The sequence below is a fragment of the Streptomyces sp. CNS606 genome, assembly GCF_000426325.1.
Genome location: NZ_AUFD01000005.1, coordinates 193,991 through 219,307 on the forward strand (window position 1 = coordinate 193,991; position 25,317 = coordinate 219,307).

Here is a 25,317-nt window from a genome sequence, read left to right on the forward strand (position 1 = left end):
GGGGTACCGGCTCTAGAGTTGAGTGGCGCATAGCACATAATTCGGGCGCCGCTCGGTCGCGCCGCGCCTCGCTCGTCCCCCAGGGAGGGCACATGAACCACATCTCGGTGAAGGTGGACGGCACCACGTACGAGGACGAGGTCGAGCCGCGGCTGCTGCTCGTGCATTACCTGCGCGACCGCCTCGGCCTGACCGGCACCCCCATCGGCTGCGACACCGGCAACTGCGGGGCCTGCACCGTCGACGTCGACGGCGAGAGCGTCAAGAGCTGCTCGGTGCTCGCCGTGCAGACCGACGGGTCCACTGTGACGACCATCCAGGGCCTGGCGTCCGACGGCGAACAGCACCCTCTCCAGGAGGCCTTCCACCGGCAGCACGCCCTCCAGTGCGGCTACTGCACGCCCGGCATGATCATGGCGGCACGCGACCTGCTCGCGGAGAACCCCGACCCCTCGCCCGACGACGTCCGGCAGGCCCTCGAGGGCAACCTGTGCCGCTGCACCGGCTACCAGAACATCGTCCGCGCCGTGCTCGCCGCAGCCGGCGAGCTGCGCCGCCGCAAGGCGCCGCCCGCGCCCGAGGACGGCGCTTCGCGCGACGTCGCGCCGGCCGGCACCGCGGCCACCGCCGCGCAGAGCGACACACGCGGAAAGAAGGCGTCGGTATGACCACGCAGGAACGCCCCGCCGAGGCACCGGAACGCGAGGTCGGCCGAGCGCGGGTGCGCCGCGAGGACGCCCGCCTGGTCACCGGCCAGACCACGTGGACGGACAACATCGCCCTCCCCGGCATGCTCCACATGACGCTGCTGCGCAGCCCCATGGCACACGCCCGCATCGACCGCATCGACGTCGCCCCCGCCCGGGAGAGGCCCGGAGTGGTGGCCGCGTTCAGCGGCCGGGACCTCGCCGCCGAACTGGGTTCGCTGCCCTGCGCCTGGCCGGTCACCGAGGACATCGTGCTGCCCGACCACCCGCCGCTCGCCGTGGACGAGGTGCGGCACGTCGGCGACCCGGTCGCCGTCGTCATCGCGCGCGACCGCTACGAGGCGGCCGACGCGCTGGAGGCCGTCGAGGTCGACTACACCCCGCTGCCGCCCGTCCTGGACATGGAGGCGGCGCTCGCCGAAGGGTCCCCGCTGGTCCACACCGACAAGGGCACCAACCGCTGCTTCGACTGGCCGCTGACCGCCGGCGACTACGACGACGCCCGCGGCCGCGCCGACGTCGTCGTCCGGCGCCGCTTCCGCCAGCAGCGGCTCATCCCGAACGCCATGGAGCCGCGGGCCGTGGTCGTCACCCCCCTGACCGCCTCGGGGGAGTACACCGTCCACTCCGCGACCCAGGTGCCGCACATCCTGCGCGTCATGCTGGCCATGGTCACTGGAATCCCCGAGCAGAAGCTGCGCGTCGTCGCGCCCGACGTCGGCGGCGGGTTCGGCTCCAAGCTCCAGGTGTACGGGGAGGAGGCGCTGGCCCTGGTCGTCGCACGGCGCCTGGGCCGCCCCGTGAAGTGGACCGAGTCCCGCTCCGAGGGCTACCAGGCCACCCACCACGGCCGCGACCAGATCCAGGACGTCGAGATCGCGGCGACCTCCGAGGGCAAGCTGCTCGGCCTCAAGGTCGACCTGCTCGCCGACATGGGCGCCTACCTGATGCTCGTCACCCCGGGCATCCCGATCCTCGGCGCGTTCATGTACCCCGCCATCTACAAGATGGACAGCTACGCGTTCCACTGCACCGGGGTCTTCACCACCAAGACCCCCACCGACGCCTACCGCGGCGCCGGCCGCCCCGAGGCGACGTACGCCATCGAACGGATCATGGACGACCTCGCCGCCGAACTCGGCCTCGACCCCGTCGAACTGCGCCGCCGCAACTGGATCGGCCGCGAGGAGTTCCCGTACACCACCGTCGCCGGGCTCACCTACGACAGCGGCGACTACGAGGCCGCCACGGACAAGGCCCTCGGCCTCTTCGACTACCGCCGCCTGCGCGACGAGCAGCGCGAACGCCACGACCGCGGCGACCCGGTGCGCCTGGGCATCGGCGTCTCCACGTACACCGAGATGTGCGGACTCGCGCCCAGCCGGGTGCTGCGCGACCTGCGGTACGCGGCCGGAGGCTGGGAGGCGGCGAGCATCCGCATGCTGCCGACCGGCAAGGTCGAGGTCGTCACCGGCACCAGCCCGCACGGGCAGGGCCACGTCACCTCCTGGAGCCAGATCGCCGCCGACGTGCTCGGCGTGCCCTTCGAGGACGTCGAGGTCGCGCACGGCGACACCCGCATCGCCCCCCAGGGCATGGACACCTACGGCTCCCGTTCCCTGGTCGTCGGCGGCGTCGCCGTGCACCACGCCGCGCGGAAGGTCGTCGAGAAGGCCCGGCGGGTCGCCGCCCACCTCCTGGAGGCCAACGAGGACGACCTGGAGTTCTCCGGCGGCGCCTTCGCCGTACGGGGCTCCCCGGAGGCGCGGAAGACGATCCAGGAGGTCGCCTTCGAGGCGTTCTCCTCCCACGACCTCCCCGACGGCATGGAACCCACCATCAACGCCGAGCACGTCCTCGACCCCGACAACTTCTCCTACCCGCACGGCACCCACCTGTGCGCCGTCGAGGTCGACACCGAGACCGGACGCGTCCGCATCCGCTCCTACGTGTGCGTCGACGACGTCGGCAAGGTGATCAACCCGATGATCGTCGAGGGGCAGGTGCACGGCGGACTCGCCCAGGGCATCGCCCAGGCGCTCTACGAGGAGGCCGTCTACGACACCGACGGCAACCTCGTCTCCGGCACCCTCGCCGACTACCTGGTGCCCTCCCCGCCCGACCTCCCGGACTTCGTCACCGACCGCACCGAGACCCCGGCGACCTCCAACCCGCTGGGCGTCAAGGGCGTCGGCGAGGCGGGCACCATCGCCTCCACCCCCGCCGTCGTCAACGCCGTCGTGGACGCGCTGCGCCCGCTCGGCGTGACCGGCATCGACATGCCCTGCACGCCGGAACGCGTCTGGCGGGCCGTCCAGGAAGCCCGCCGCGGCGCCCCGGAGGCGTCCGGCACCGAGGGAGGAACGGCATGATCCCCGCCGCGTTCGACTACGCACGGCCCGAAACCCTCGACGAGGCCGTCACCACCCTGGCCGAGGGCGGCGAGGACGCCAAGGCCCTCGCGGGTGGCCAGAGCCTGCTGCCGATGCTCCGGCTGCGCCTCGCCTTCCCGGAACTGATGGTCGACCTGTGCCGGGTCCCCGGCCTGCGGGGCGTCCGCGACGAGGGCGACCACCTCGCCATCGGCGCCATGACGACCCATCACGACGTGCTGGCCGACCCGCTGGTACGGCGGCACGCCGCGCTGCTCGCGAAGGCCACGGCGACCGTCGCCGACCCGGCGGTGCGGCACCGCGGCACCCTCGGCGGCTCCCTCGCGCACGCCGACCCGGCCGGGGACCTGCCCTCGGTGGTCCTCGCCATGGACGCCGAACTCGTCGCCGCGGGCCCGCGCGGCCGCCGTACCCTCCCGGCCCGTGACTTCTTCGACGACTACCTCCAGACCGCCCTCGAACCCGACGAACTGCTCGTCGAGATCCGGGTGCCGAAGACCGACGGCTGGGGCTTCCACTACGAGAAGTTCCACCTCTCCGCCCAGGCCTGGGCCGTCGTCGGGGTCGCCGCCCTGGTCCGCCGCGACGACGGACACATCGCCGAGGCGCGGGTCGGGCTGACCAACATGGGCCCCACCCCGCTGCGCGCCGCCGCCGCGGAGGCCGCCCTGGCCGGCGCCGACGCCACACCGGACGCCGTCGCCCGCGCCGCGGACCTGGCCGCGGAGGGCACCAGCCCCGCCGCCGACCTGGGCGCCACCCCCGCATACCGCGCCCACCTGGCCCGCGTCCTCACCCGCCGCGCGGTACTCGCGGCCGCGGGAGTGGAATGACGCGGCCCCCCGACGACAGCCCCCCGGCGGCACGGGAAGCGGCCCACGCGCCGGACGGCCCGCCGCCCGGCCCGGCCCCGGAACCGTCGATCCCCGGCGGGCCGGACGGCGTACGGGCGCGGCTGGAGGAGACCGGGTACCTCGTCGACGAGGGGCTCGCCATCGCCTGCCACCTCGCGCTCACCCTGCACCGTCCGCTGTTCTGCGAGGGCGACGCCGGCGTCGGCAAGACGGCCCTCGCCACCGCCCTCGCCCGCGCCCTGGACGCCGAACTGATCCGCCTCCAGTGCTACGAGGGCATCGACGTCTCCCAGGCCCTCTACGACTGGGACTTCCCCCGCCAGCTCCTCCACCTGCGCGCCGCCGAAGCCGTCGGCGCCACCGACGCCGACCGGCTGGAGAACGAGCTGTACGCCCGCCGGTTCCTCATCGCCCGCCCCCTGCTGCGGGCTCTGGAGACCCGGCCCGCCGTGCTGCTCGTCGACGAAGTCGACCGCGCCGACGACGAGTTCGAGGCGTTCCTGCTGGAACTCCTCTCCGACTACGCCGTCACCGTCCCCGAGCTCGGCACGCTGCGCGCCGAGACCCCGCCCGTCGTCGTCCTCACCTCCAACCGCACCCGCGAGGTGCACGACGCGCTCAAACGCCGCTGCCTGTACCACTGGTTCGACCACCCCGGCTTCCACCGCGAGCTGGCCATCGTCCGCAGCCGTCTGCCGCGCGTCACCGCACGCCTCGCCGCCCAGGTGACCGCCGCCGTGCAGGCCCTGCGCCGGGAGGACCTGCTCAAGCCGCCCGGCGTCGCCGAGACCATCGACTGGGCCGAAGCCCTCGACGCCCTCGGCGCCGACGAGCTCGACGCCGAACTCGCCGTCACCACCCTCGGGTCGGTCCTCAAATACCGCGAGGACATCGACCGGGCGCGTACCCTCGACCTCACCGCCGTCCTCGCCGCCCCCGGGGGAGCGTGACCGCCGTGCACCGCGAACCGGCAGCCCTCACCGCCGACGCCCCCGCCGTGCTGGTCGGCTTCGCCCGCGCCCTGCGCGCGGCGGGCGTGGACGCTGGACCCGACCGCGTGCAGACCTTCCTCACCGCCGCAGCCCACCTCCGGCCCGAGCACCGTGGCGACGTCTACTGGTCCGGACGCCTCACCCTGTGCGGCGAGGAGGACGACCTCGAACGCTACGACCGGGTCTTCGCCGCCTACTTCGCCCCGCGCGGCGACCGGCCCGGCCCTGTCCGCCGCACGCCGCCGCCCACCCGCCTGCACGTCGCGGACGACTCCGGGCCCGGACCCCGCGCCGACGGCGGGACCGACGACGCGCCCGGCCCGCCCGCAGCGGCCCTGGCCAGCACCGCCGAATTCCTCCGGCACCGCGACGTCGCCGCCCTCGACCCCGCCGAACGCGCCGCCCTGCGCCGCCTGCTCGCCGCGTTCGCCCTTCCCGGCGTCCAGCGCCGCACGCCCCGCCGCCGCCCGGCCGCGCGCGGCGACGTCGACCCGGGGCGCACCGTCCGCGAGCTGCTGCGCGCCGGCGGAGAACCCGCCCGGCTGCGGCACCGGGCACGAACCCGCACGCCGCGCCGCGTCGTCCTCCTCGTCGACGTCAGCGGCTCGATGACGCCCTACGCCGACGCGTTGCTGCGCTTCGCGCACGCCGCCTCGCACGGCGGGCGGCGCGGCCCCCGGGGCGCCGCCCGGGGCCGGGCCCGCGCCGAGGTCTTCACCCTCGGCACCCGCCTCACCCGGGTGACCCGCGAGATGAGCCACCGCGACCCGGACACCGCGCTCGCGGCCGTGGGAGCGGCCGTGCCCGACTGGAGCGGCGGGACCCGGCTCGGCCGCATGCTCCGCGGCTTCCTGGACCGCTGGGGTCAGCGCGGCACCGCACGCGGCGCCGTCGTCGTGGTGCTCTCCGACGGCTGGGAACGCGACGACCCCGCGCTGCTCGCGGCACAGATGAGCCGCCTGCACCGGCTCGCGCACCGCGTGGTGTGGGCCAACCCCCGCAAGGCCAGGCCCGGTTACGCACCCCTGGCCGCCGGGATGGCCGCCGCCCTGCCCCACGTCGACACCTTCGTCGAAGGGCACAGCCTGGCCGCTCTGGAACACCTCGCGGCCGTCGTGAGGGGAGCCGTCGATGCGTGAGATCCTTCCCGCCCTCCACCGCTGGTACGCCGCCGGCGAGGTGTTCGGGCTGGCCACCGTCGTGGACGTCAGCCGCAGCGCACCGCGCGGGCCCGGCGCCGCCATGGCCGTGGGCCCTGACGACGAGGTGGTCGGCTCCGTCTCCGGCGGCTGCGTCGAGGGCGCCGTCTTCGAACTCGCCAAGGACGTCGTCGAGACGGGCGAGGCACGCCTGCAGACCTTCGGCTACAGCGACGACGACGCGTTCGCCGTCGGCCTCACCTGCGGCGGCGAGATCACGCTGCTGGTGCGCCGCGTCTCCGCCGCGGACGACCCCGCGCTCGGCGACGTCGCCGCGTCCGTCGCCGCACACGAACCGGTCGCCCTCGCCACCACCCTGGACGGGCCCGCCCCGCGCGGCGCGGCGCTCGCCGTCTGGCCCGACCGGACCGCGGGGACGCTCGGCGCCGAAGGGCTCGACGCCGCCGTCACCGACGACGCCCGCGGCGAACTCGCCCAGGGCGCCACCGGCCGCCGCCACTACGGCCCGGAAGGCGAGCGCCGCCGCGACGACGTCGCGGTCTTCCTGCACTCCTTCGCCCCGCCGCCGCGGATGCTGGTGTTCGGGGCCATCGACTTCGCCGCCGCCGTCGCCCGCATCGGCGTCTTCCTCGGCTACCGGGTCACCGTGTGCGACGCGCGACCGGTGTTCGCCACCCCCCGGCGCTTCCCCGAGGGCGTGGAGGTCGTCGTGGAGTGGCCGCACCGCTACCTGGAACGGACCGAGACCGACGCCCGTACGGTCGTCTGCGTCCTCACCCACGACCCCAAGTTCGACGTGCCGCTGCTGGACGTCGCGTTGCGCGCGCCCGCCGCCTACATCGGCGCCATGGGCAGCCGCCGCACCCACGACGACCGGACCGCCCGGCTGCGCGACGCCGGGCTCGGGCCGGACGCACTGGGACGGCTGCGCTCGCCCATCGGCCTGGACCTGGGCGCCCGCACCCCCGAGGAGGTCGCCGTCTCGGTGGCGGCCGAGATCGTCGCCCTGCGCTGGGCCGGCAGCGGCGTGCCGTTGACCGAGACCGGCGGCGCCATCCACGAGACGAGGAGCTGAGGACACGATGGAACTGCGCCACGAGTTCACCGTTCCGGTGCCGGCCGACGAGGCGTGGCGCGTGCTGCTCGACATCGAGCGGGTCGCGCCCTGCATGCCCGGCGCCACGGTGAACAGCTTCGACGGCGAGACGATCGACGGCATGGTCAAGGTCAAGGTCGGGCCCATGTCGGTCACCTACCGGGGCACGGCCGCCTTCCGGGAGCGCGACGAGGCCCGGCGCCGCATCGTGCTGGCCGCCGACGGCAAGGAGGCACGCGGGCAGGGCACCGTACACGCCACCGTCACCGGCTCCCTCCTCCAGAACGGCGAGGGCGACGACGCCGTCACCACGGTGACCGTGACGACCGACCTGACGGTGACCGGGCGGCCCGCGCAGTTCGGGCGCGGCGTGATGGCCGAGGTGGGGGACCGGCTCATCGGGCGGTTCGCGGACTGCCTGGCCGGCGAGGTCGCCGGAACGCTGCCCTCCGAGGAGGAGGCGGCGGCGCACGGCGCGGCCGTACCCGCCGCGGGGGAGCCGCACCCGAACGGCGGGGCTCCGGCCGCGGTCGCCGGGGCGGCGGGCGACGAGGAACCGCTCGACCTGCTGCGCCTGGCCGGGATGCCCGTCGCCAAACGGGCCGCCGCGGCCCTCGCCGGCATGGCCGGGCTCGCCGCCCTGCTGTCCTACCTGCGCCGGCGCCGCAAGCCGCACCGCCTGGCCCGCGCCCGCCGCTGAACGTCACCCCTGCCGACGGAGCCGCCCGCCGGGCCGAGCGCGGCATGGACGTCGCGTAGGGGCCGCCGCCCGACCGACCGGAGAGGCAGCGGCCCGGGGCGCTCAGCGGACGGTGAGGACCACCTTGCCCCGGGCGCGGCGCTCGTCCAGCTCCCGGAGGGCCTCGGCCGCGCCGTCCAGCGGGTACGTCGCACCGAGCAGCGGGTCGAGGCGGCCCGCCTCCAGATGCGGCATCAGGCCGTCCCACTGCTCGCGCAGGTACGCCGGGCGAGGCAGCCAGAAGGCGCCCCAACCGACCCCCACGACCTCGATGTTGTTCAGCAGCAGCCGATTGACCTTCACCGTCGGGATCTCGCCGCCGGTGAAGCCGATGACCAGCATCCGCCCCTCGGGTGCCAGGCTGCGCAGCGAATCCGTGAACCGGTCGCCGCCCACCGGGTCGACCACCACGTCCACGCCGCGGCCGTCCGTGAGCGCCGCCACCGCCGAGCGGAACCCCTCGGCCGGCACCGTCTCGTGCGCCCCGGCCCGGCGGGCGGTCTCCGCCTTCGCGTCGGAGGACACCACCGCGATCACCCGCGCGCCCATGGCCCGCGCCAACTGCACCGCGGCCGTGCCGACGCCGCCCGCCGCCCCCTGCACGAGCACCGTCTCGCCGGCCCGCAGCCGTCCGCGCCGCACCAGGCCGAAGTGCACGGTCAGGTAGTTCATCGGCAGCCCCGCCCCCGCCGCGTACGACATGCCGTCCGGCAGGGGGAAGACCATCGCCGGGTCCACGGCGGCCTGTTCGGCGAAGCCGCCGAAGGCGGGGAACGCCGCCACCCGGTCCCCGGGCGAGAAGCCGGACCCCTCGGGTGCGCTGCGCACCGTCCCGGCGACCTCCGACCCGGGCACGAACGGCAGGTCCGGCTTGATCTGGTACTGACCGCGGGTCAGCAGCACGTCGGGGAAGGTCACTCCGGCGGCGTGCACGTCGATGACGACCCGGCCTGCGCCTGCCCCCGGGTCCTCGACGTCCGCGACGCCCACGTCGTCCGGGCCGGTCAGGGCGGTCACCTGCACTGCGCGCATCTGGGCGTTCCTCTCGTCACTCCGGTCGGCGGACCGGTCCGGGGCCGGTCTGTCCCGGACCCTAGCCCGAGGTCCGTGGCCGCACCAACCATTCCTCGCCCTCCCGCCCGGCGCCGGGGCCGCCGGAAAACCCCGTGGAACGGCCCCGGTCCGGGATGCGAGGGTGTCCGCACCGAGGGGTGTAGCTCAGCCAGGTCAGAGCAGCGGACTCCAAACCCGCGAGCCGCAGGTTCGAATCCTGCCGCCCCTGCTTCCGGCTCGCCTGCTTCCGTCCGCCGGCTTCCGCGCCGTCGCGTTGCGGCGCGCCCCCGTCAGGCGTCGGCGCCCACGTAGCTGCGCAGGTGACGGGCCGTGAGGGTGTCGCCGTGCGCGACCAACTCCGCCGGGGTGCCGGTGAAGACGACCTCGCCGCCGTCGTGGCCGCCTCCCGGCCCCAGGTCGATGAGCCAGTCCGCGTGCGCCATCACCGCCTGGTGGTGCTCGATGACGACCACCGTGTTCCCCGCGTCGACCAGCCGGTCCAGCAACGCCAGCAGCTGGTCCACGTCGGCCAAATGCAGCCCGGTCGTCGGCTCGTCCAGCACGTACGTCGCCGCCCTGGACGCCATGTGGATGGCGAGCTTGACCCGCTGCCGCTCGCCGCCGGACAGCGTCGTCAGCGGCTGGCCGAGGTGCAGGTAGCCCAGACCGACGTCCATCAGCCGGCCCAGGACGGTGTGCGCCTGCCCGGAGGGGAAGAAGTCGTGCGCCTCGGCGACCGACATGCCCAGCACCTCGCTGATGTTGCGGCCGCGCAGCGTGTAGCCCAGCACCTCCGGGGTGAAGCGCCTGCCCTCGCACTGCTCGCACACCGAGGCCACGCCCGCCATCATCGCCAGGTCGGTGTAGACCAGCCCGATGCCGTTGCACTTCGGGCAGGCGCCCTGCGAATTGGCGCTGAACAGGGCGGGCTTGACGCCGTTCGCCTTCCCGAAGGCGGTGCGGATGTGGTTGAGCAGCCCGGTGTACGTCGCCGGGTTGCTGCGCCGGGAGCCACGGATCGGCGACTGGTCGGCCACGACCACGCCGTCCCGTCCGGGCAGCGAGCCGTGGATCAGCGAACTCTTGCCCGACCCGGCGACACCGGTCACGACGGTCAGCACACCCATCGGGACGTCCACGCTCACGTTCTTCAGGTTGTGCAGCGAGGCGCCCTCGATCGACAGCTGCCCGGTGGGCTTGCGCACCTCCTCACGCAGCCGCACCCGGTGTCCGAGGTGCTCGCCCGTCAGCGTGCCGGACCGGCGCAGCCCCGCCACGTCGCCCGTGTAGCAGATCCGGCCGCCCTCGCTGCCCGCGCCCGGACCGAGATCGACGACGTGGTCGGCCATGGCGACGACCTCCGGCTTGTGCTCCACCACCAGCACGGTGTTGCCCTTGTCGCGCAGCCGCAGCAGCAGGCCGTTCATCCGCTGGATGTCGTGCGGGTGCAGGCCGATGGTCGGCTCGTCGAAGACGTAGGTGACGTCGGTGATGCTGGAACCGAGGTGGCGCACCATCTTCACCCGCTGCGCCTCGCCGCCGGACAGGCTGGCCGAGGCGCGGTCCAGGCTGAGGTAGCCCAGGCCGATCTCCACCAGCGACTCCAGCAGGTGCCGCAGACTCGCCAGCATCGGCGCCACCGATGGCCCGTCGACGCCGCGCAGGAACGCGGTGAGGTCGCTGATCTGCATCGCCGAGCACGCCGCGATGTTCACCCCGCCGATCCGGGACGAGAGCGCGGCGGCGTTCAGCCGGGTGCCGCCGCAGGCGCGGCAGGCCGTGAACTTCACGGCGCGGTCGACGAAGGCGCGGAGGTGGGACTGCATCGAGTCCCGGTCCTTGCTGAGGTAGACCCGCTGCACCTTCGTCAGCAGGCCCTCGTAGGTGATGTTGTGAGACCCGATCTTCAGCTTGGTGGCCGGCTTGTGCAGGAAGTCCTCCCACTCGGTCTCGGTGAAGTCCTCGAGCCGGGTGTCCGGGTCGTACAGGCCGGACTCCGCCAGCACCTGCCAGTACCAGGAGCCGACCGAGAAGCCGGGAGCCCTCACCGCGCCCTCGTTCAGCGACAGGCTCCGGTCCAGCAGTTCGTCCAGGTCGATGTCGGAGACCTCGCCGACGCCCTCGCAGTCCGGGCACATCCCGTCGGGGGTGTTGAAGCTGAAGGCGGTGGACGGGCCGACGTAGGGGGTGCCGAGGCGGCTGAAGACGATCCGCAGCATGGTGTACGCGTCGGTCGCGGTGCCGACCGTGGAGCGGGAGTTGGCACCCATCCGCTCCTGGTCCACCACGATCGCCGCGCTGAGGTTGTGCAGGCCGTCCACGTCCGGACGGCCCAGGCTGGGCATGAAGGACTGGATGAACGCGGTGTACGTCTCGTTGATCAGCCGCTGCGACTCGGCTGCGATGGTCCCGAACACCAGCGAGGACTTCCCGGAGCCGGAGACGCCGGTGAACACGGTGAGCCGGCGCTTGGGCAGGTCCAGCGACACGTCCCGCAGGTTGTTCTCCCGCGCTCCCCGCACCTGGATGAACCCGTGCCCGTCCGCGGGGTGGACGGGGCCCGATGCCCCGGACTGCGGGGCGGGCCCGGAGAGTCCGGGATCTTCGGAGGGTCGGGGATCTGCGGACGGTACGGGCAGTCCGGGCTCGGCGGGTGCGGGCGGCATGGGCGGATCCCCCTGACGGTGGCGGCTGAGCGGTGCTGCGGCGGACCGGCGCGTCCCGGCCCGCACCCCGCAGCGTCGCCCAACCTACCGACCGCCACTGACAACCCGCCTGACGTGCGGTTCCACCGCCCGCGGGGCGCGCTTCACCCGTCGCCGCAGCCGTCCGGCCGGTGCGGACAGCCGTCGGCTCAGACCTTCTCGAGCGGCCGGTGCGGTGCGGCGGGGAGCTCGACGGCGATCGGGTCGCCGGGGCGCACCACGCCGCCGGCCCGGACCACACCCATGATCCCGGACTTGCGCACCAGACCGCCGTCCTCGTCCCGGTGGACCATGCGCTTGAGCAGGCCGTCCTGGAAGCCGTCGATCTGGACGCACGGGTTGCGCAGCCCGGTCACCTCCACGACGGCGTCCGCGCCGAGCCGCAGCAGCGTGCCGGTCGGGAGGGCGAGCAGGTCGACGCCTGCCGTCGTGACGTTCTCCCCGAGATCGCCGGGGCGCACCGCGAAGCCCTCGGCGGCCACCTCGGCGAAGAGCTCCTCGTGGATGAGGTGGACCTGCCGCAGGTTCGGCTGCGTCGGATCCTTCGCCACCCGGGAGCGGTGCCTCACGGTCTCCCCGGCGTGCACGTCGCCCTCCACGCCGAGCCCGGCCAGGAGCGTGACGCTCGCCCGGTTCGGTTTGGTGAACGCGTACTCCGGGTTGCTGCTGACCGCCCTGACCGTTCCGCCCGTCATCCGGACCCCCTCGCATCGCGGTGCCTGAAGGCACATGACCGCCTCCGATCCTAGTCCCGCCCGCCGACGCGTCACGGAGGCGGCGGGCTCCGGGAGGCAGGCGGAGCACAGAGCACCCCTGGCACACGGTTAACGCGGTGTCATGGGATTGCTACAGTCGGATATCATGTCGCCCGCGACACGGCCCGGGGGTGGGGAAGAGACGTGAGCATCGACAGGGAGATGCGGCGGCAGTGCGGCACGGTGCTCCGCCTGTCGGGAATCGACCGGCTGCCCGACCCCGTCACGCCGGCGGACCTGTTCGGCGCCCTGTGCGCCGGGATGACCGCCCAGCGCGGCCGGCCGGTGCAGTTCCGGCTGGTGCCCTTCCCCGCCGGTACCGCCAGCGGGCTGTGGCTGGCGACGGACGACCGGGACCTCGTCGTGGTCGAGGAACGCACCGACCCGGACCACCAACTCCTCATCCTCGCGCACGAGTTCGGCCACATGGTGCGCGGTCACGCCGGGCACCGGCTGGACGGGGCGGCGGTCGCCGCGAGGCTGCTCGCCGACGACGTCGACCTGCGGCAGACGGTGGCCCGGGTCGCCGCCCGCACCCATCTCGGCGAGCCGGAGGAGCGGGAGGCCGAAGCGTTCGGACTGCTGCTGAGCACCCGCTGCCGCGCCGTGCTCCAGGGCCGGGGGCAGCGTGGCGACGGACCCGGCGGCCGGATCGGCACCTCGCTGGGCTACCGCGCCCGGCTGGACTGACGGCGTGCACGCCCTCGCGTACTACGTCCCGGCCGCCGTCGCCGCCACCGCGTTCCTCTGCCGGCTGCCCGGGCTCGTCCGCGACCGGCGCGATCCGCTGATGCTCTCCGTCGGCGGCCTGCTGCTCATCGCCGCCGCCGTGTTCTGCCTCGCCGCACCGCCGACCATCGCCGCCGTCAACGACGTCACCGGCGTCCCCAACTTCTCCGCCCCGCTGGTGTACTCGGTGCTCACCGCGTTCTGCGCGAGCTGCCTGATCCTCGTCGTCAACTGGCGCGGCGGGGACCCGCGGGCCGTCCGCCGCGCGACGCGCTGGTGCCTCGGCGTCTACAGCGCGGTCGTCGTGGCGCTGGTGGTGCTGTTCGCACTCGCGGAGGCCCCCGTCGAACGGCTCCGCGACCTCGACACCTACTACGCGCGCACGCCCTTCATGCGCGAGATGATCGTGCTGTACCTCACCGCGCACAGCGTCGCCGTCGTCGCCACCACCGTGCTGTGCTGGCGCTGGGTGCGGCACATCCACGGCTGGCTGCGCGCCGGCGTCGTCCTGATGGTCCTCGGCTACCTGCTGAACATCGTCTACGACTCGGTCAAGTTCGCGGCCGTCCTCGCCCGCTGGGCCGGCCGCGACTGGGACTGGCTGAGCACCGACGTCGCGCCGCCCGTGGCCTCGCTGTCCGGCGTGGTCATCGGGATGGGTTTCCTGCTGCCGATGACCGGCCAGCGGGCCTCCGCGCGATGGCGGGCGCACCGCACCTACCGGCGGCTGGAGCCGCTGTGGCGGGAGCTGCGCGACGCCGTGCCCGGCACGGGAGTGGTCCGCATGCCCCGCTGGTCCCCGCCCGAACTGCTGCTGACCCAGCGCCGCGCCGACATCCACGACGGACTGCTGTTGCTCACTCCGTACTTCGACGCGGACCTCCGGCGCCGCGCGCACGCGACCGCCCTGCGGTACGGGGCGACGCCGCAGGAGGCCGACGCCATCGCCGACGCCGCCGTCACGGTGGTCGCCGTCCGGGCCAAGACCGGCCGCCCGCCATCGTTACCCGCGGCCGCGCAGGGCGGAGACCCTCAGCCCTTCGCGCCCGAGCGCCCGTTCGACCTCGTCGAGGTGTCCGGGGCACTGCGCCACCCCGTCGTTGCAGATCTCCGTCATCGCGCGGACCGGCAAGGAAGCGTCGCCGCCTCATGAACGAGACCCCGGCCCCCGCACCCCCCGGAGACAGAACCGGCCCCGGCAGGGCCGTCGTCGTGGGCGGCAGCCTCGCCGGCATGCTCGCCGCCGCCGCCCTCGCCCGGCGGGCCGACGAGATCACCGTCGTGGAACGCGACACCCTGCCCCGGCACCCGCAGTCCCGCCGGGGACTGCCGCAGGCCGCACACGTGCACCTGTTCATGCCGGGCGGCGTGCGGGCCATGGAGCGGCTGCTCCCCGGCGTGACGGAGCGTCTGGAGGAGCGCGGGGCACGGCGCCTGGCGATGCCCACCGACATGCTCGTGCAGTCGCCGCAGGGCTGGTTCCCCCGCTGGCCGCAGACCCACAGCATCCTGCTGTGCAGCCGCGACCTGCTCGACCAGGTGGTGCGCCGTGAACTGGCCCGGCAGCACCCCCACGTGGCCGTGCTCGACAGCGCGGAGGCGCTCGGCCCCACCGGGGACGCACGCCGCGTCACCGGCCTGCGGCTGCGCACCGCCGGCGGCGAACGCACCCTCGGCGCCGACCTCGTGGTGGACGCCTGCGGGCGCGGGTCGCGCGCCCCCGCCTGGCTCGCCGGGCTGGGGGCCGCGGTTCCGCGGGAGACCCGGCTGGACACCGGCCTGGTGTACGCCACCCGCTGTTACCGGGCGCCCGAGGGCACCGAACCCTTCCCCGTCGTCTTCGTCCAGGCCGATCCGCGCTCCGGCGTCCCCGGGCGGGGTGCCGTCCTCGAACCCGTGGAGGGCGGGCGCTGGCTGGTGACGCTCTCCGGGACCCGCGGCGGCGAGCCGACGGCAGACCCGGACGCCTTCGTGGACTTCGCCCGCTCCCTGCGCCACCCCGTCGTGGGAGACCTGATCGCCGGCGCGGAACCGCTCACCGGCGTGGTCGTCACCCGCACCACCGCCAACCGCCGCCGGTACTTCGAGCGGCTGTCCGCGTGGCCCGACGGGTTCGTGGTCGTCGGCGACGCGGTGGCCGCGTACAACCCGGTCTACGGGCACGGCATGGCGGTCGCCGCGCAGGGCGCGGCCGCGCTCGGCGACACGGTCTCCGCGTGGGGCCTGCACGCCCCCGGTACGGCGCGGCGGGCCCAGCGGGCCGTCGCGCGGCACGCCTCCGCCGCCTGGGACCTGGCCGTCGGCCAGGACGTCTTCTACCCCGGCGCCGCCGGGCGGCGTCCCACGATCCGGGAGCGGCTCGCCGCCCGCTTCGTCGGCCGGCTGATGTCCACCTCCACCGGTTCCGGCGAGACGGCCCGGGCCGTCAACGACGTGATGACGCTGGAGAAGCCGCCCGCCAGCCTGCTCCGGCCGCGGGTGCTGGCGGCCGCGCTGCGCGGCCCGCGTGCGCCCGCCCCGCCGGGGCCTCCGCTGACCGCACGGGAGCGGGCCGCCGCACGGCTCAGTCCGGGCCCCCGGTCCGCCGCCTGACCTGGTGCGGCGGCTGCTGCGGGCGCGGCGGCGGCTCCGCTCCGGGAGCCGCCGGACCGTCGGCCGGTTGCGGTTCCCCCTCCAGTACGTTCTCGACGATCCGGGTCACGGCGGCCAAGCCCTCGGGCGACAACTCCAGTGCGCGCAGGGCGAGGTGGCGCACGCCCAGGTTGTGCGCCACCCGGGCGAGCTGGATCTCGGCGTCCGTGCCCGCGGCCGTGGGGTCGTCGAGGAAGTAGGCGACGGGGACGCCGAAGAACCGTGCCAGCGCGGCGAGCAGTTCGGTGGCGGGATTCCGCTTGGTGCCCTTGCGGAGCGCCGACAGGTAGGCGCCGCCCACCCGGATGCCCGGGTTGGCCCTGCGGATCGCCGTGGCGACCTCCTCGTTGGTGTAACGGCGGCCCCCGGCGCCGTGCGGTCGGATGTCCTCGAACAGCCGGTCCAGGTGCTCGGCCAGCGTCGGTCGCCCCTCCTGCTCGGGCACCGCTCCCTCACCTCCACGACGCACCGCTCGATCTCCCGACGATCTCACGTCGTCATTTTCAACCAGTGGTTGACATGAGCGGTCGTCACAAGTCTAGACTCACACAGTGCGACTGCTCAACTACGGGTTGAGTGGAACGGGTTGATGCACCAGACGGAAGTTGTTGCCGTTCACGGGGCGACGCGCAGCAGACCCGCGCTTCCCTCACGTCGGGAGAGGCCATCGATGACCACCGCTCACCGGGCGGCCGAGGAACACCCGGCGCCGTCCCCCGCCGACGCGTACTGCGAGACGTGCCGCAAACCCCTCGTCGACGGGCTCACCGGGGTGCTCGACCGGCACGAGTGGGACCGGCGCGCGACGGAGGCCGTCGCGGCCGCGCGGAACGGCGGCCTGCCGGTCGCACTGATCCTCGTCGACCTCGACTCCTTCAAGAGCGTGAACGACACCTACGGCCACCTCGCCGGTGACGCCGTGCTGCGCGCCGTCGCCGGCGTCCTCGCGGACGTCGAGGGCGGCATCGTCGGCCGCTACGGCGGTCACGCGGGCGACGAGTTCCTGATCCTGCTGCCCGGCGCCACGGCCGCCCAGGCGGCCGTCACGGCCCGTCGAACCCAGGCAGCCGTCCGGGCGCTGGTGATCCCGGCGCGCGCCAGCCGCAGCGCGACCGTCACCATCGACGGGCAGACCGTCTCCATGGGCATCGCCGCGGAGCAGTCCGCCGCCGGTGCAGCGGTGCGCACCGGCGCCGACGCGGTCTGCGACCTGCTGCTGGACGCCGACGTCGGCCTGCGGGCCGCGAAGCGGGCCGGCGGCGACCTCGTCTGCGGCGTGGACGGCGCCCCGGGGGAGGCGGCCGGGTCGTCGCTGCCGCGGCCCCGGCGCTCCCGCGTCCGGCGGCCGGCGCGACCCGTGCGCGGCGGCGGGGCGGGCGCTCCGGTGGGTGTTTCCGGGGGCGGTCCCGGTGCCGACGAGGTGCGGATACCCCTCGCCTCCTTCGGGCAGGACGCCCGCGGCGGGCCCGACGAACTCGTGCTCAGCTCCGCCGCGGCGGAGCACCTGCACCGGGTGCTCACCGAGGCGCTGGGGCGGCCACCGTCGCCACGCGTCGGGTTACCGTGAAGTAACCTCTGTCGGGTCCGCGGATTCCACGAACGGAGACACCGTGCCCCACCCCGACCGTACGGCGCGCCGCCTGGCGGCGCTGCTCATCGGTGCCGGCGCCCTGCACTTCGCTCGCCCGGAGCCGTTCGACACGATCGTCCCGCGGTCCCTCCCGGGTCCGCCCCGCCGCTGGACCCACCTGAGCGGCGCGGCCGAACTCGCCGTCGGCGCGGCCGTGGCCCACCCCCGCACGCGCAGGCTGGGCGGCTACGCGGCGGCGGCGCTCTTCGCGGCCGTCTTCCCGGCCAACGTCCGCATGGCCCGGGACTGGCGGGACCGCCCGGCGCCCCTCCGGTACGGCGCCTACGCCCGCCTCCCCCTGCAGGCCCCGCTGGTCCTCTGGGCCCTCCACGTCGCCCACCACGCGGAGCGCTGAGGCGCCCGCGCCCGGCGGGTCACGCGTCGACGTACAGGCAGAACGGGTGGCCGGCGGGGTCGAGCAGGACCCGCACGTTCGGCTGGGGCTGGTGGGAGGCCGGCTCGGCGCCCAGTTCGCGGGCGTGGGCCACGGCCGCGGTGAGGTCGGACACCTCGAAGTCGAGGTGCATCGTGATGCGCGGCTCGCCCTCCCGTGCCGGCCAGACGGGCCGCACGTACCCCGGCGCGTGCTGGAAGCCGAGATAGGCGACCCCGTCCGGCGGGATCAGCGCCGCGCCGTCCGCGTCCTCCTTGGCCAGCTCCCAGCCGAGCAGCTCGGCGTAGAAGCGGGCCAGGGCGTGCGGGTCCGGGCACTCCAGGACCGGCCCCCAGTAGTCGGCCCGTGCCGCCCGCGGCGCGCCAGGCGCCGCGACCCGTCGTCCCCGCATACCCCCGTCACCCTTCCCCGGCGACCGCCCCGGTGCCCGCATCCGACGACGTCCCGCCGGCGCGCAGCACCAGCGCGTACGAACCCAGCCCCGTCATCCGGCCCGCATCCAGCGCCTGTTCGCCGACCAGGACGGTGAGCAGCGCGCCGGACTCCGGGTCGAACTCGGCGTCGGTCGCCTCGCCCACCTCCTCGCCCCGGTCGGTCAGCACCCGTTTGCCGAGCACCTCGCCGTGCTTGACGGCGTGCTTGCTCAGCGCGGGCCCCTCGGCCGTCTCCGTGCCCTCCGCCGCGTCCGCGGGGGCGACCACCGCCATCACAGCGTCGGCGCCCACCGCCCGCACGCGCGCCCACGGCAGCACCGCGCCACGCCCTCCGGGGCGCCGCAGCCGCAGCGCGGCGAGCTGCGGTTCGTCCGGGCGCACCACGAAGCCGGACACCGTGCCCAGCGTCGACGCGTCGTCGACGCCCACCACCTTCCGGCCCAGCGCCTGCGTCAGCAGCATCACGGCGCTCCCTTCCGGAGCCGTTCACGGAAGGCCCGGACCGTCTCGGCGAAACCCGGCAGGTCCTCGGCGACGAACTCGGCCGCGACGGCCGGCACCACCAGCGACTCGCCGGAGACGGCGAGCGTGTCGGGCAGCGACAGGTAGACGCGGCGCTCCTGGCGGCCCAGTGCCGCCGTCGAGGCGATCTCGTACCCCACGGCCTTCGCGACCCCGGCACCCGTCTCGAGGACCACGTCGACGACCTCGCCCAGATCGGTGCCGTCGTCGGTCAGCACGCGCGCGCCCAGCACGTCCCCGCCCCGGGCCTCCGCCCGCGCCACGACGTCGCCCCGGCTCTCGAACACGTCCTCGTCCCGGATCATCACCGCGTCCCGGCCCAGGGCGTGGACGCCGGACCACGGCAGGCTCCTCCGCTTGGGACCGGAGAACAGACCGCGCCCGCTGAGCGTGAAACCGGCGACCGCGCCCGCCGCGCGGTCGAACACGGTGTCCTTGATCTGCGCCACCGCCTCGCCGCCCAGGGTCACCACCGGCCGCTGCGTCAGCTCGCCTGCGAGCAGCAGGGCGGTCACCTCGGACCCCTCCGGCCGCCGCGGCCGCGCCCGGTCGCGATCACGCCGCCCTGCCGCCTCCGCGCCTGCACCCACAGCAGGGAGCCGGCGAGGACGGCCGCGACCACCACGATCAGGACCACCCAGAGCCACCAGTCCATCGCTCGTCCCTCCGCATCACGGGGAAAGGGCCGGCACGGGCCCGTGCACAAGCCCTTCCCATGATCGGACGCCGGGCGCGCGCTGTCCACGGGGGCGGGACGCGGGCGGCCGGGCCGGGGCCGCGGCCCCGGCCCGGCACGGCGCGCGCCTCCCCGCAGCCGCCCCTACGCTCGAGCCCGGGACCGCCCAGCGAAGGGGATGCCATGGCCGCCGCCACCGTCGCCGACCAGCTCGTCCAGGTGCTGATCCAGTCGGGTGCCCGCAGGGTCTACGGAGTCGTCGGCGACAGCCTCAACCCGCTCGTCGACGCCATCCGCCGCTCCGGCGGTGCACTGGAATGGGTGCACGTGCGCAACGAGGAGGCCGGGGCCTTCGCCGCGGCCGCCGAGGCGCAGGTGACCGGCCGGCTGGCGGCGTGCGCCGGTTCCTGCGGCCCGGGCAACACCCACCTCGTCCAGGGCCTGTACGACGCCCGCCGCAGTGCCGCCCCCGTGCTCGCCGTCGCCTCCCACATCCCGGCCGTGCAGATCGGCACCGGCTTCTTCCAGGAGACCCACCCCGAGCAGCTCTTCGGCGAGGCCGCCGGCTGGTGCGAGCTGCTCTCCCAGCCGGAGCAGATGCCCCGCCTGGCGCGCATCGCCGCCCAGCACGCGCTCGGCGGCTCCACGGTGTCGGTGCTGGTGCTGCCCGGAGACGTCGCGGCGAAGCCCGCCCCGCTGCCCACCGGGCAGAGCGCGCCCACCCCGGCGTGCGGCACCGTCGTCCCGGCGCCGCACGCCGTCGAGGAGCTGGCCGGGGTGCTCAACGCGTCGCGGAAGGTCGCCCTCTTCTGCGGAGCCGGGGTCCGCGGCGCCCACGGGCAGGTGATGCGGCTGGCGGAGACGCTCCACGCGCCCGTCGGGCACACGCTGCGCGGTAAGGAGTGGGTGCAGTACGACAATCCGTACGACGTCGGCATGATCGGTCTGCTCGGCTACGGCGCCTGCCACGACGCCGTGCACGAGGCCGACCTGCTCGTGATGCTGGGCACGGACTTCCCCTACGACGCGTTCCTGCCGCAGGCGCACACCGTGCAGATCGACCACGACGCGCGGCGCCTGGGCCGCCGCACCCCGCTGCGGCTGGCCGTGCACGGGGACGTCGCCGCCACCCTGGAGGCCGTGCTGCCCCTGCTGCGCCCGTCCGCCGACGGGCGGTTCCTGGAGTCGATGCTGCGCCGCCACGAACGGGCCCTGACCACGGCGGTCGAGGCGTACACGCGCAACGTCGACCACCACGTGCCGATCCACCCCGAGTACGCCGCCAGCGTCCTGGACCGCCTCGCCGCCGACGACGCGGTGTTCACCGTCGACACCGGCATGAACAACGTGTGGGCGGCCCGGTACCTCACGCCCAACGGCCGTCGGCGCGTCATCGGTTCGTTCTCGCACGGCAGCATGGCCAACGCCCTCCCGCACGCCGTCGGCGCGGCGTGCGCCGACCCCGCGCGGCAGGTGGTCGCCCTCTGCGGGGACGGCGGACTGGCCATGCTGCTCGGCGAACTGCTGACGGTGCGGCAGTACGACCTGCCGGTGAAGATCGTGGTCTTCAACAACGCGTCGCTCGGCATGGTCCGGCTGGAGATGATGGTCGACGGCTTTCCCGCCTACGGCACCGACAGCCCCGCCGTCGATCACGGCGCCCTCGCGGAGGCCGCAGGCATCCCCGCCTGGCGCGTCGAGCAGCCCACCGGCGTGGCCGACGCGCTCCGCGAGGCCTTCGCCACGCCGGGCCCCGCCCTGGTCGAGCTGGTCACCGACCCCAACGCGCTGTCCGTGCCGTCACACGTCAGCCTGCAGCAGGTGCGTGGCTTCGCCCTGGCCGCCGGGCGGACCGTGCTGGAGGGCGGCGTCGGCGACATGCTGAACCTCGCCCGTGCCAACCTGCGCAACATCCCCCGGCCGTAGCGGGCGGAGGGGCTGCGAGGGCGGGCAGGCTGCGAGGGTCAGGCCGAGGTGCGCGCGACGGGGTCGCAGGCTCACTTCAGCAGCCGCGACATGCGCCGGTCCGCCAGCGGCCGGCCGCCCGTCTGGCAGGTGGGGCAGTACTGGAGCGAGGAGTCGCTGAACGACACCTCCCGCACGGTGTCGCCGCACACCGGGCAGGGCAGCCCGGTACGGCCGTGCACCCGCATGCCGGTCTTCTTCTCCGCCTTCAGGTCGCCGGCCGCCAGCCCCCGGGACCGCTCCACCGCGTCCCGCAGCGTGCCGACGACGGCGTCGTAGAGCCGGTCCGTCTCCTCCTCGGTGAGGTCGGCGGCGAGGCGGAACGGCGACATCCGCGCCACGTGCAGGATCTCGTCCGAGTACGCGTTCCCGATGCCGGCGATCGTGCTCTGGTCCCGCAACAGGCCCTTGGCCTGACGCCGTTCACCGCGCAGCAGTGCGCCGAACGCCTCCCGGGTGAAGCCCTCGCCGAGCGGGTCGGGTCCCAGCCGGGCGACGCCGGGCACCTCCTGCGGATCCCGCACCAGGTAAACCGCGAGACCCTTCCGGGTGCCGGCCTCGGTCAGGTCGAACCCGTCGCCCCCGGCGCCCGTCGCCGGGTCGTCGGCCAGCGCCATGCGCAGCGCCAGCGGCCCCCGCCCGGGGCGGGGCGGTGCGGCCGGCAGCGCGTCCTGCCACCGCAGCCACCCCGCTCTGGCCAGGTGCACCACCAGATGCAGCGCGCCGCCGTCCCCCGACCAGGCCAGGTCGAGGAACTTGCCGTGCCGCCCGGCCCCGGAGAAGGTACGGCCGTGCAGCGTCGCCGGCGGCGGGTCGTACGTCTTCAGCACGCTCACCGCCACCGGCAGCACGCGGTCGACCGTGCGGCCCGCGAGCCGTTCGGTCAGAAAACCGCGCAGCGCCTCGACCTCGGGCAGCTCCGGCACGGGGAACCTCCGGTGGTGCGCCGGCCGTCAGGCCAGCTTGGCCGACAGGGTGATCTCGGTACCCGTCAGCGCCTGGCTGACCGGGCAGTTCTTCTTGGCGTCCTCGGCCGCCGAGACGAAGGCGTTCTCGTCGAGGCCCGGCACCTCGCCCTCGACGGTCAGGTGGACGCCGGTGATGCCGGTGCCCGGCTGCAGGGTCACCTCGGCCTGCGTGGTGAGGCGGGTGGGCGGCGTGCCCGCCTTGCCCAGACCGGCGGACAGCGCCATCGAGAAGCAGCTCGAGTGGGCGGCCGCGATCAGCTCCTCCGGGCTGGTCCTCCCGTTCGGCTCCTCCGCACGCGACGGCCAGGAGACCGGCTGCGAACCGATGCCGGACGAGTCGAAGGTGACGGTTCCCTCGCCGTCCTGCAGAGCGCCGTTCCATACGGTGTGTGCGGTGCGCGTGGTGGCCACGATCAGTCCTTCCCTCTCATCCGTCCGGTCTGCGGGGCGCGGCAGCAGCCGCGGCGTCCCCGCGCCCCCGATCCTCTGCCCCCACGGGCGTGAAGTCGAGCGCGGCACGCGGCCGGAGCGTTCCCGCGCCGTCGTCGCGTCTTCGCCCCACGGCCACCGGGGGAGAGGCCGGCGGCGGAGTTCAGGGGGCCCACACCCCGGGTCCCCTGTCCTGTCACGTCGAATCCAGGCCGGTCCGGCATCAACGGGGGCATGACCACCACCGCTCCGCCCCCGCCCGCCGCCGCACCCACCCGCTACACCGTCTCCCTGGCCCGGGACGAGGCCCAGGTACGCGCCGCGCAGCGCCTGCGCCACGACGTCTTCGCCGGTGAGCTGGGAGCCCGGCTCACCGGCCCGGAACCGGGCCTCGACATCGACCCGTTCGACGCCTACTGCGACCATCTGCTGGTGAACGACACCCTCACCGGGGAAGCCGTCGGCACCTACCGGCTGCTGCCGCCCGAACGCGCCCGGATCGCGGGACGCCTCTACGCCGAGACCGAGTTCGACCTCTCCGCGCACGCGGGCCTGCGGCCGGACCTGGTCGAAGTGGGCCGCTCCTGCGTGCACCCCGCCCACCGCGACGGCGGTGTCATCTCCCTGATGTGGGCCGGCATCGCCCGCTACCTCACCGACCGCGGACTCGACTGGCTGGCCGGCTGCTGCTCGCTGCCGCTCGCCGACGGCGGCGCGGAGGCGGCCGCCGTATGGCGGACCGTGGCCGCACGCCACCTCGCGCCCGAGACGTACCGCGTGCGCCCGCACCTGCCCTGGCTGCCGCCGCGGAGCCACGACACGGCACCCGTCGCGGCGCACCGGCTGCCGCCGCTGCTCCGGGGCTACCTGCGGCTCGGCGCCCAGGTGTGCGGCCCGCCCGCGCACGACCCCGCGTTCGGCGTGGCCGACCTGTACGTGCTGCTCGACGTGCGCCGCATCAGCCCCCGCTACCTGCGGCACTTCCTCTCCCTGGTCCCCGCGTGACCGGCGCGGGCGTGACCGGCGCGGGCGGGGACGGCTGCCGGGGGAGCGGCACCCGAGCCGGGCCACACCCCTGGCTGCCCGTCCCGGCGTGCACCACCGCCCGCTGCCTGCCCGCCGCCACGCCCCTCGTCGGCCCCGCCCGGCGCCTGGCCCGGTGGGGCGCGCTGGCCGCCGTCCTCGCCGCGGGCCTCGTCTGCGCCCCCGCGGTCCGCGGGCGGCCCGTCGCAGCGGCCGCCGCCCGCCTCTGGGCCCGGACCCTGCTGCGCGCCCTCGGCGTCCACCTGCGGCCGACCGCCGTCCCGCCCCCCGCCGGGCCGGTGCTGGTGGTCGCGAACCACATCTCGTGGCTGGACGTCGTGCTGCTCGCGGCCGTACGGCCCGGACGGATGCTGGCCAAGGCGGAGATCGCGGGCTACCCGGCGCTGGGCCGGCTGGCCGCCTGGGGCGGCACGGTGTTCGTGGACCGGGCACGTCTCCGGGCGCTGCCCGGCACGATCGCCGCACTGGCGCGGCTCCTGCGCGCGGGATCCACCGTGGTGGCCTTTCCCGAGGGCGGCACGTGGTGCGGCCGCGGCCGGGGAGGCCGGTACCGGAACGCCGTCTTCCAGGCGGCCCTGGACGCCGGGGTGCCGGTGCAGCCCGTCGCCGTCCGCTACCTCCGGCGCCCGCCCGGCGCCGGGAGTCGTTCGCCGCGGGGCGGCGGGCGCCCGGACGGCACCGCGACCGTCGCCGCGTTCGTCGGCGACGACACCCTGCTCGCGTCCCTGCGCCGGGTGATCGCCGCGCGGGGACTGGCCGCCGAAGTCGCGGTGCTGCCGGTGATACCGGCCGGCGCGCACCGCTCCCGCGCCGCACTCGCCGGGGCGGCCGGGCGGGCGATCATCCGTGCGGGTAACCTCCCCTTCCCGGGCCACCGCAGGGGGCCGGGGGAAGGGGAAGGTGAGGTTCGGCGATGGCCGCGCACGGGGACGACCAGGTGGACGGCTCGGAGGAGCGCCGGGGGGAGGACCGTACCGTCGAGGAGCCCGCGGGTGCCGGCGCCGCGCCGCCCGTCTCGCTGACCACGAAGAGCCCGCCGACGCCTCCCGGCACCGCATCCCAGGACGGGCCCGGCGAGGCGTCCGACGGGGACCGCGAGTGCGACGGGGGCGACGCGGAAGGCGACGAGGACGAGGCCGAACTCCCGGAACCGCGCACGGGAATGACGCCGCGTCAGGCGCGCCGGGTGCGCGCGGTGGTGTCCGGTGTGGTCATGTGCGTCGTCGCCGTGGCGCTGGTGCTGCGCCTCGGCAGCGCCCCGTCCCTGCTGACCGTCGGCGGCTACGGCGTCGCCCTCATACTCTCCGGCACCGCGATCGTGCTCAGCCGCCGCGGCCGCACCCGTGTCGCCACGGCCGTCCTGGCGTGCGGATTCGTCACCATCATCCTCGCCGAACGGGCCCTGGCCGGCGCCTGACGTGACGTCCCCGCCCGCCCGGGA

Annotated in this window: 26 protein-coding genes and 1 tRNA gene; 17 read left to right on the plus strand and 10 right to left on the minus strand. The window is 75.1% G+C overall.

What is annotated here, in order from left to right; all coding sequences use genetic code 11:
- The first annotated feature begins 92 nt into the window (after positions 1–92).
- Genes K304_RS26615 through K304_RS0100940 form a run of 7 tightly spaced genes read left to right on the plus strand, consistent with a single transcriptional unit; the run spans position 93 to position 7,902 of the window.
- Positions 93–668 (plus strand): (2Fe-2S)-binding protein, encoded by a 576-nt coding sequence (locus K304_RS26615; protein WP_078528203.1) that lies wholly within the window; start codon positions 93–95, stop codon positions 666–668.
- Positions 665–3,079, plus strand: a complete 2,415-nt coding sequence (locus tag K304_RS0100915) for a xanthine dehydrogenase family protein molybdopterin-binding subunit (RefSeq protein ID WP_027762204.1) — start codon at positions 665–667, stop codon at positions 3,077–3,079. The genes K304_RS26615 and K304_RS0100915 overlap by 4 nt, the downstream gene beginning before the upstream one ends.
- Positions 3,076–3,933, plus strand: coding sequence for an FAD binding domain-containing protein (locus tag K304_RS0100920; protein ID WP_027762205.1), 858 nt, complete (start codon positions 3,076–3,078; stop codon positions 3,931–3,933). The genes K304_RS0100915 and K304_RS0100920 overlap by 4 nt, the downstream gene beginning before the upstream one ends.
- Entirely contained in the window at positions 3,930–4,904 is a 975-nt protein-coding gene (locus K304_RS26620) for an AAA family ATPase (RefSeq protein WP_051307607.1), read from the plus strand. The genes K304_RS0100920 and K304_RS26620 overlap by 4 nt, the downstream gene beginning before the upstream one ends.
- A complete protein-coding gene (locus tag K304_RS0100930; RefSeq protein WP_486591536.1) occupies positions 4,901–6,085 on the plus strand; it encodes a vWA domain-containing protein in 1,185 nt (394 codons plus the stop codon). The genes K304_RS26620 and K304_RS0100930 overlap by 4 nt, the downstream gene beginning before the upstream one ends.
- Positions 6,078–7,181 (plus strand): XdhC/CoxI family protein, encoded by a 1,104-nt coding sequence (locus K304_RS0100935; protein ID WP_027762207.1) that lies wholly within the window; start codon positions 6,078–6,080, stop codon positions 7,179–7,181. The genes K304_RS0100930 and K304_RS0100935 overlap by 8 nt, the downstream gene beginning before the upstream one ends.
- 7 nt (positions 7,182–7,188) lie before the next feature.
- Positions 7,189–7,902, plus strand: coding sequence for an SRPBCC family protein (locus tag K304_RS0100940; RefSeq protein ID WP_027762208.1), 714 nt, complete (start codon positions 7,189–7,191; stop codon positions 7,900–7,902).
- A 102-nt stretch (positions 7,903–8,004) separates the two neighbouring features.
- Here the strand turns inward: K304_RS0100940 and K304_RS0100945 are convergent, their stop codons facing one another.
- Positions 8,005–8,973, minus strand: coding sequence for an NADPH:quinone oxidoreductase family protein (locus K304_RS0100945; protein WP_027762209.1), 969 nt, complete (start codon positions 8,971–8,973; stop codon positions 8,005–8,007).
- Between the two features lie 175 nt (positions 8,974–9,148).
- On the opposite strand from K304_RS0100945, the gene K304_RS0100950 reads away from it, so the two are divergent.
- Positions 9,149–9,223 (plus strand) — tRNA-Trp (locus K304_RS0100950).
- 61 nt (positions 9,224–9,284) lie between these two features.
- On the opposite strand, the gene K304_RS0100955 is transcribed toward K304_RS0100950, so the two are convergent.
- Together K304_RS0100955 and K304_RS0100960 are read right to left on the minus strand one after the other, a co-directional pair.
- Complete coding sequence (locus tag K304_RS0100955; RefSeq protein WP_027762210.1) at positions 9,285–11,660, minus strand: excinuclease ABC subunit UvrA; 2,376 nt, start codon at positions 11,658–11,660, stop codon at positions 9,285–9,287.
- 188 nt (positions 11,661–11,848) lie between these two features.
- On the minus strand, positions 11,849–12,394 hold the full coding sequence (locus tag K304_RS0100960) for an MOSC domain-containing protein (RefSeq protein WP_027762211.1): 546 nt from the start codon (positions 12,392–12,394) through the stop codon (positions 11,849–11,851).
- A gap of 222 nt (positions 12,395–12,616) precedes the next feature.
- On the opposite strand from K304_RS0100960, the gene K304_RS0100965 reads away from it, so the two are divergent.
- Genes K304_RS0100965 through K304_RS0100975 form a run of 3 tightly spaced genes read left to right on the plus strand, consistent with a single transcriptional unit; the run spans position 12,617 to position 15,775 of the window.
- The gene (locus tag K304_RS0100965; RefSeq protein WP_027762212.1) at positions 12,617–13,144 is read left to right on the plus strand and encodes a hypothetical protein; all 528 of its coding nucleotides are present in this window, start codon (positions 12,617–12,619) and stop codon (positions 13,142–13,144) included.
- Between the two features lie 4 nt (positions 13,145–13,148).
- Positions 13,149–14,336: an MAB_1171c family putative transporter gene (locus K304_RS0100970; RefSeq protein ID WP_027762213.1), complete on the plus strand. Its 1,188-nt coding sequence runs from the start codon at positions 13,149–13,151 to the stop codon at positions 14,334–14,336.
- Positions 14,333–15,775 carry an FAD-dependent monooxygenase gene (locus K304_RS0100975; protein WP_051307609.1) on the plus strand — a complete coding sequence of 481 codons (1,443 nt, stop codon included), beginning with the start codon at positions 14,333–14,335 and terminating at the stop codon, positions 15,773–15,775. Before K304_RS0100970 ends, K304_RS0100975 begins: the two co-directional genes overlap by 4 nt.
- On the opposite strand, the gene K304_RS26625 is transcribed toward K304_RS0100975, so the two are convergent.
- Positions 15,747–16,259: a helix-turn-helix domain-containing protein gene (locus K304_RS26625; protein WP_051307611.1), complete on the minus strand. Its 513-nt coding sequence runs from the start codon at positions 16,257–16,259 to the stop codon at positions 15,747–15,749. The genes K304_RS0100975 and K304_RS26625 overlap by 29 nt on opposite strands.
- Before the next feature lie 225 nt (positions 16,260–16,484).
- On the opposite strand from K304_RS26625, the gene K304_RS31530 reads away from it, so the two are divergent.
- Both K304_RS31530 and K304_RS0100990 read left to right on the plus strand, forming a co-directional pair.
- Positions 16,485–17,381, plus strand: a complete 897-nt coding sequence (locus K304_RS31530) for a GGDEF domain-containing protein (RefSeq protein WP_051307613.1) — start codon at positions 16,485–16,487, stop codon at positions 17,379–17,381.
- Between the two features lie 43 nt (positions 17,382–17,424).
- Positions 17,425–17,799 (plus strand): membrane protein, encoded by a 375-nt coding sequence (locus K304_RS0100990; RefSeq protein WP_027762215.1) that lies wholly within the window; start codon positions 17,425–17,427, stop codon positions 17,797–17,799.
- Between the two features lie 19 nt (positions 17,800–17,818).
- Here K304_RS0100990 and K304_RS0100995 read toward each other — a convergent pair whose 3' ends face one another.
- From K304_RS0100995 to K304_RS33545, 4 genes are read right to left on the minus strand one after another with little or no spacing between them, the layout of a single operon-like run.
- Positions 17,819–18,229 carry a VOC family protein gene (locus K304_RS0100995; RefSeq protein WP_027762216.1) on the minus strand — a complete coding sequence of 137 codons (411 nt, stop codon included), beginning with the start codon at positions 18,227–18,229 and terminating at the stop codon, positions 17,819–17,821.
- Positions 18,230–18,236: 7 nt separating this feature from the next.
- A complete protein-coding gene (locus tag K304_RS26635; RefSeq protein ID WP_158687283.1) occupies positions 18,237–18,734 on the minus strand; it encodes a hypothetical protein in 498 nt (165 codons plus the stop codon).
- Complete coding sequence (locus K304_RS0101005) at positions 18,734–19,309, minus strand: PRC-barrel domain-containing protein (RefSeq protein WP_027762217.1); 576 nt, start codon at positions 19,307–19,309, stop codon at positions 18,734–18,736. Before K304_RS0101005 ends, K304_RS26635 begins: the two co-directional genes overlap by 1 nt.
- The gene (locus tag K304_RS33545; protein ID WP_199779543.1) at positions 19,306–19,449 is read right to left on the minus strand and encodes a hypothetical protein; all 144 of its coding nucleotides are present in this window, start codon (positions 19,447–19,449) and stop codon (positions 19,306–19,308) included. The genes K304_RS0101005 and K304_RS33545 overlap by 4 nt, the downstream gene beginning before the upstream one ends.
- Positions 19,450–19,653: 204 nt before the next feature.
- Between K304_RS33545 and K304_RS0101015 the strand changes: the two genes are divergently transcribed.
- Positions 19,654–21,396 carry a pyruvate dehydrogenase gene (locus K304_RS0101015; protein WP_027762218.1) on the plus strand — a complete coding sequence of 581 codons (1,743 nt, stop codon included), beginning with the start codon at positions 19,654–19,656 and terminating at the stop codon, positions 21,394–21,396.
- Between the two features lie 71 nt (positions 21,397–21,467).
- On the opposite strand, the gene K304_RS0101020 is transcribed toward K304_RS0101015, so the two are convergent.
- Both K304_RS0101020 and K304_RS0101025 read right to left on the minus strand, forming a co-directional pair.
- Complete coding sequence (locus tag K304_RS0101020; protein ID WP_027762219.1) at positions 21,468–22,361, minus strand: DNA-formamidopyrimidine glycosylase family protein; 894 nt, start codon at positions 22,359–22,361, stop codon at positions 21,468–21,470.
- A 27-nt stretch (positions 22,362–22,388) separates the two neighbouring features.
- The gene (locus K304_RS0101025) at positions 22,389–22,814 is read right to left on the minus strand and encodes an OsmC family protein (protein ID WP_027762220.1); all 426 of its coding nucleotides are present in this window, start codon (positions 22,812–22,814) and stop codon (positions 22,389–22,391) included.
- Between the two features lie 252 nt (positions 22,815–23,066).
- Here K304_RS0101025 and K304_RS0101030 point away from each other — a divergent pair, with 252 nt between their 5' ends.
- The 3 genes from K304_RS0101030 to K304_RS33840 are packed head-to-tail and all read left to right on the plus strand — an operon-like array spanning position 23,067 to position 25,293.
- Complete coding sequence (locus K304_RS0101030) at positions 23,067–23,837, plus strand: GNAT family N-acyltransferase (RefSeq protein ID WP_037788917.1); 771 nt, start codon at positions 23,067–23,069, stop codon at positions 23,835–23,837.
- Entirely contained in the window at positions 23,834–24,898 is a 1,065-nt protein-coding gene (locus K304_RS26640) for a lysophospholipid acyltransferase family protein (RefSeq protein ID WP_486591537.1), read from the plus strand. Before K304_RS0101030 ends, K304_RS26640 begins: the two co-directional genes overlap by 4 nt.
- Positions 24,790–25,293: a hypothetical protein gene (locus K304_RS33840; protein ID WP_486591538.1), complete on the plus strand. Its 504-nt coding sequence runs from the start codon at positions 24,790–24,792 to the stop codon at positions 25,291–25,293. Before K304_RS26640 ends, K304_RS33840 begins: the two co-directional genes overlap by 109 nt.
- Positions 25,294–25,317: the final 24 nt, after the last annotated feature.

What these genes read in the sequence shown, in the direction of transcription:
- K304_RS26615 (WP_078528203.1), top strand. Translation starts at nt 93, where the DNA reads ATGAACCACATCTCGGTGAAGGTGGACGGCACCACGTACGAGGACGAG.
- K304_RS0100915 (WP_027762204.1), top strand. Translation starts at nt 665, where the DNA reads ATGACCACGCAGGAACGCCCCGCCGAGGCACCGGAACGCGAGGTCGGC.
- K304_RS0100920 (WP_027762205.1), top strand. Translation starts at nt 3,076, where the DNA reads ATGATCCCCGCCGCGTTCGACTACGCACGGCCCGAAACCCTCGACGAG.
- K304_RS26620 (WP_051307607.1), top strand. Translation starts at nt 3,930, where the DNA reads ATGACGCGGCCCCCCGACGACAGCCCCCCGGCGGCACGGGAAGCGGCC.
- K304_RS0100935 (WP_027762207.1), top strand. Translation starts at nt 6,078, where the DNA reads ATGCGTGAGATCCTTCCCGCCCTCCACCGCTGGTACGCCGCCGGCGAG.
- K304_RS0100940 (WP_027762208.1), top strand. Translation starts at nt 7,189, where the DNA reads ATGGAACTGCGCCACGAGTTCACCGTTCCGGTGCCGGCCGACGAGGCG.
- K304_RS0100945 (WP_027762209.1), bottom strand. Translation starts at nt 8,973, where the DNA reads ATGCGCGCAGTGCAGGTGACCGCCCTGACCGGCCCGGACGACGTGGGC.
- K304_RS0100955 (WP_027762210.1), bottom strand. Translation starts at nt 11,660, where the DNA reads ATGCCGCCCGCACCCGCCGAGCCCGGACTGCCCGTACCGTCCGCAGAT.
- K304_RS0100960 (WP_027762211.1), bottom strand. Translation starts at nt 12,394, where the DNA reads ATGACGGGCGGAACGGTCAGGGCGGTCAGCAGCAACCCGGAGTACGCG.
- K304_RS0100965 (WP_027762212.1), top strand. Translation starts at nt 12,617, where the DNA reads ATGCGGCGGCAGTGCGGCACGGTGCTCCGCCTGTCGGGAATCGACCGG.
- K304_RS0100975 (WP_051307609.1), top strand. Translation starts at nt 14,333, where the DNA reads ATGAACGAGACCCCGGCCCCCGCACCCCCCGGAGACAGAACCGGCCCC.
- K304_RS31530 (WP_051307613.1), top strand. Translation starts at nt 16,485, where the DNA reads ATGACCACCGCTCACCGGGCGGCCGAGGAACACCCGGCGCCGTCCCCC.
- K304_RS0100995 (WP_027762216.1), bottom strand. Translation starts at nt 18,229, where the DNA reads ATGCGGGGACGACGGGTCGCGGCGCCTGGCGCGCCGCGGGCGGCACGG.
- K304_RS26635 (WP_158687283.1), bottom strand. Translation starts at nt 18,734, where the DNA reads ATGCTGCTGACGCAGGCGCTGGGCCGGAAGGTGGTGGGCGTCGACGAC.
- K304_RS33545 (WP_199779543.1), bottom strand. Translation starts at nt 19,449, where the DNA reads ATGGACTGGTGGCTCTGGGTGGTCCTGATCGTGGTGGTCGCGGCCGTC.
- K304_RS0101015 (WP_027762218.1), top strand. Translation starts at nt 19,654, where the DNA reads ATGGCCGCCGCCACCGTCGCCGACCAGCTCGTCCAGGTGCTGATCCAG.
- K304_RS0101030 (WP_037788917.1), top strand. Translation starts at nt 23,067, where the DNA reads ATGACCACCACCGCTCCGCCCCCGCCCGCCGCCGCACCCACCCGCTAC.
- K304_RS33840 (WP_486591538.1), top strand. Translation starts at nt 24,790, where the DNA reads ATGGCCGCGCACGGGGACGACCAGGTGGACGGCTCGGAGGAGCGCCGG.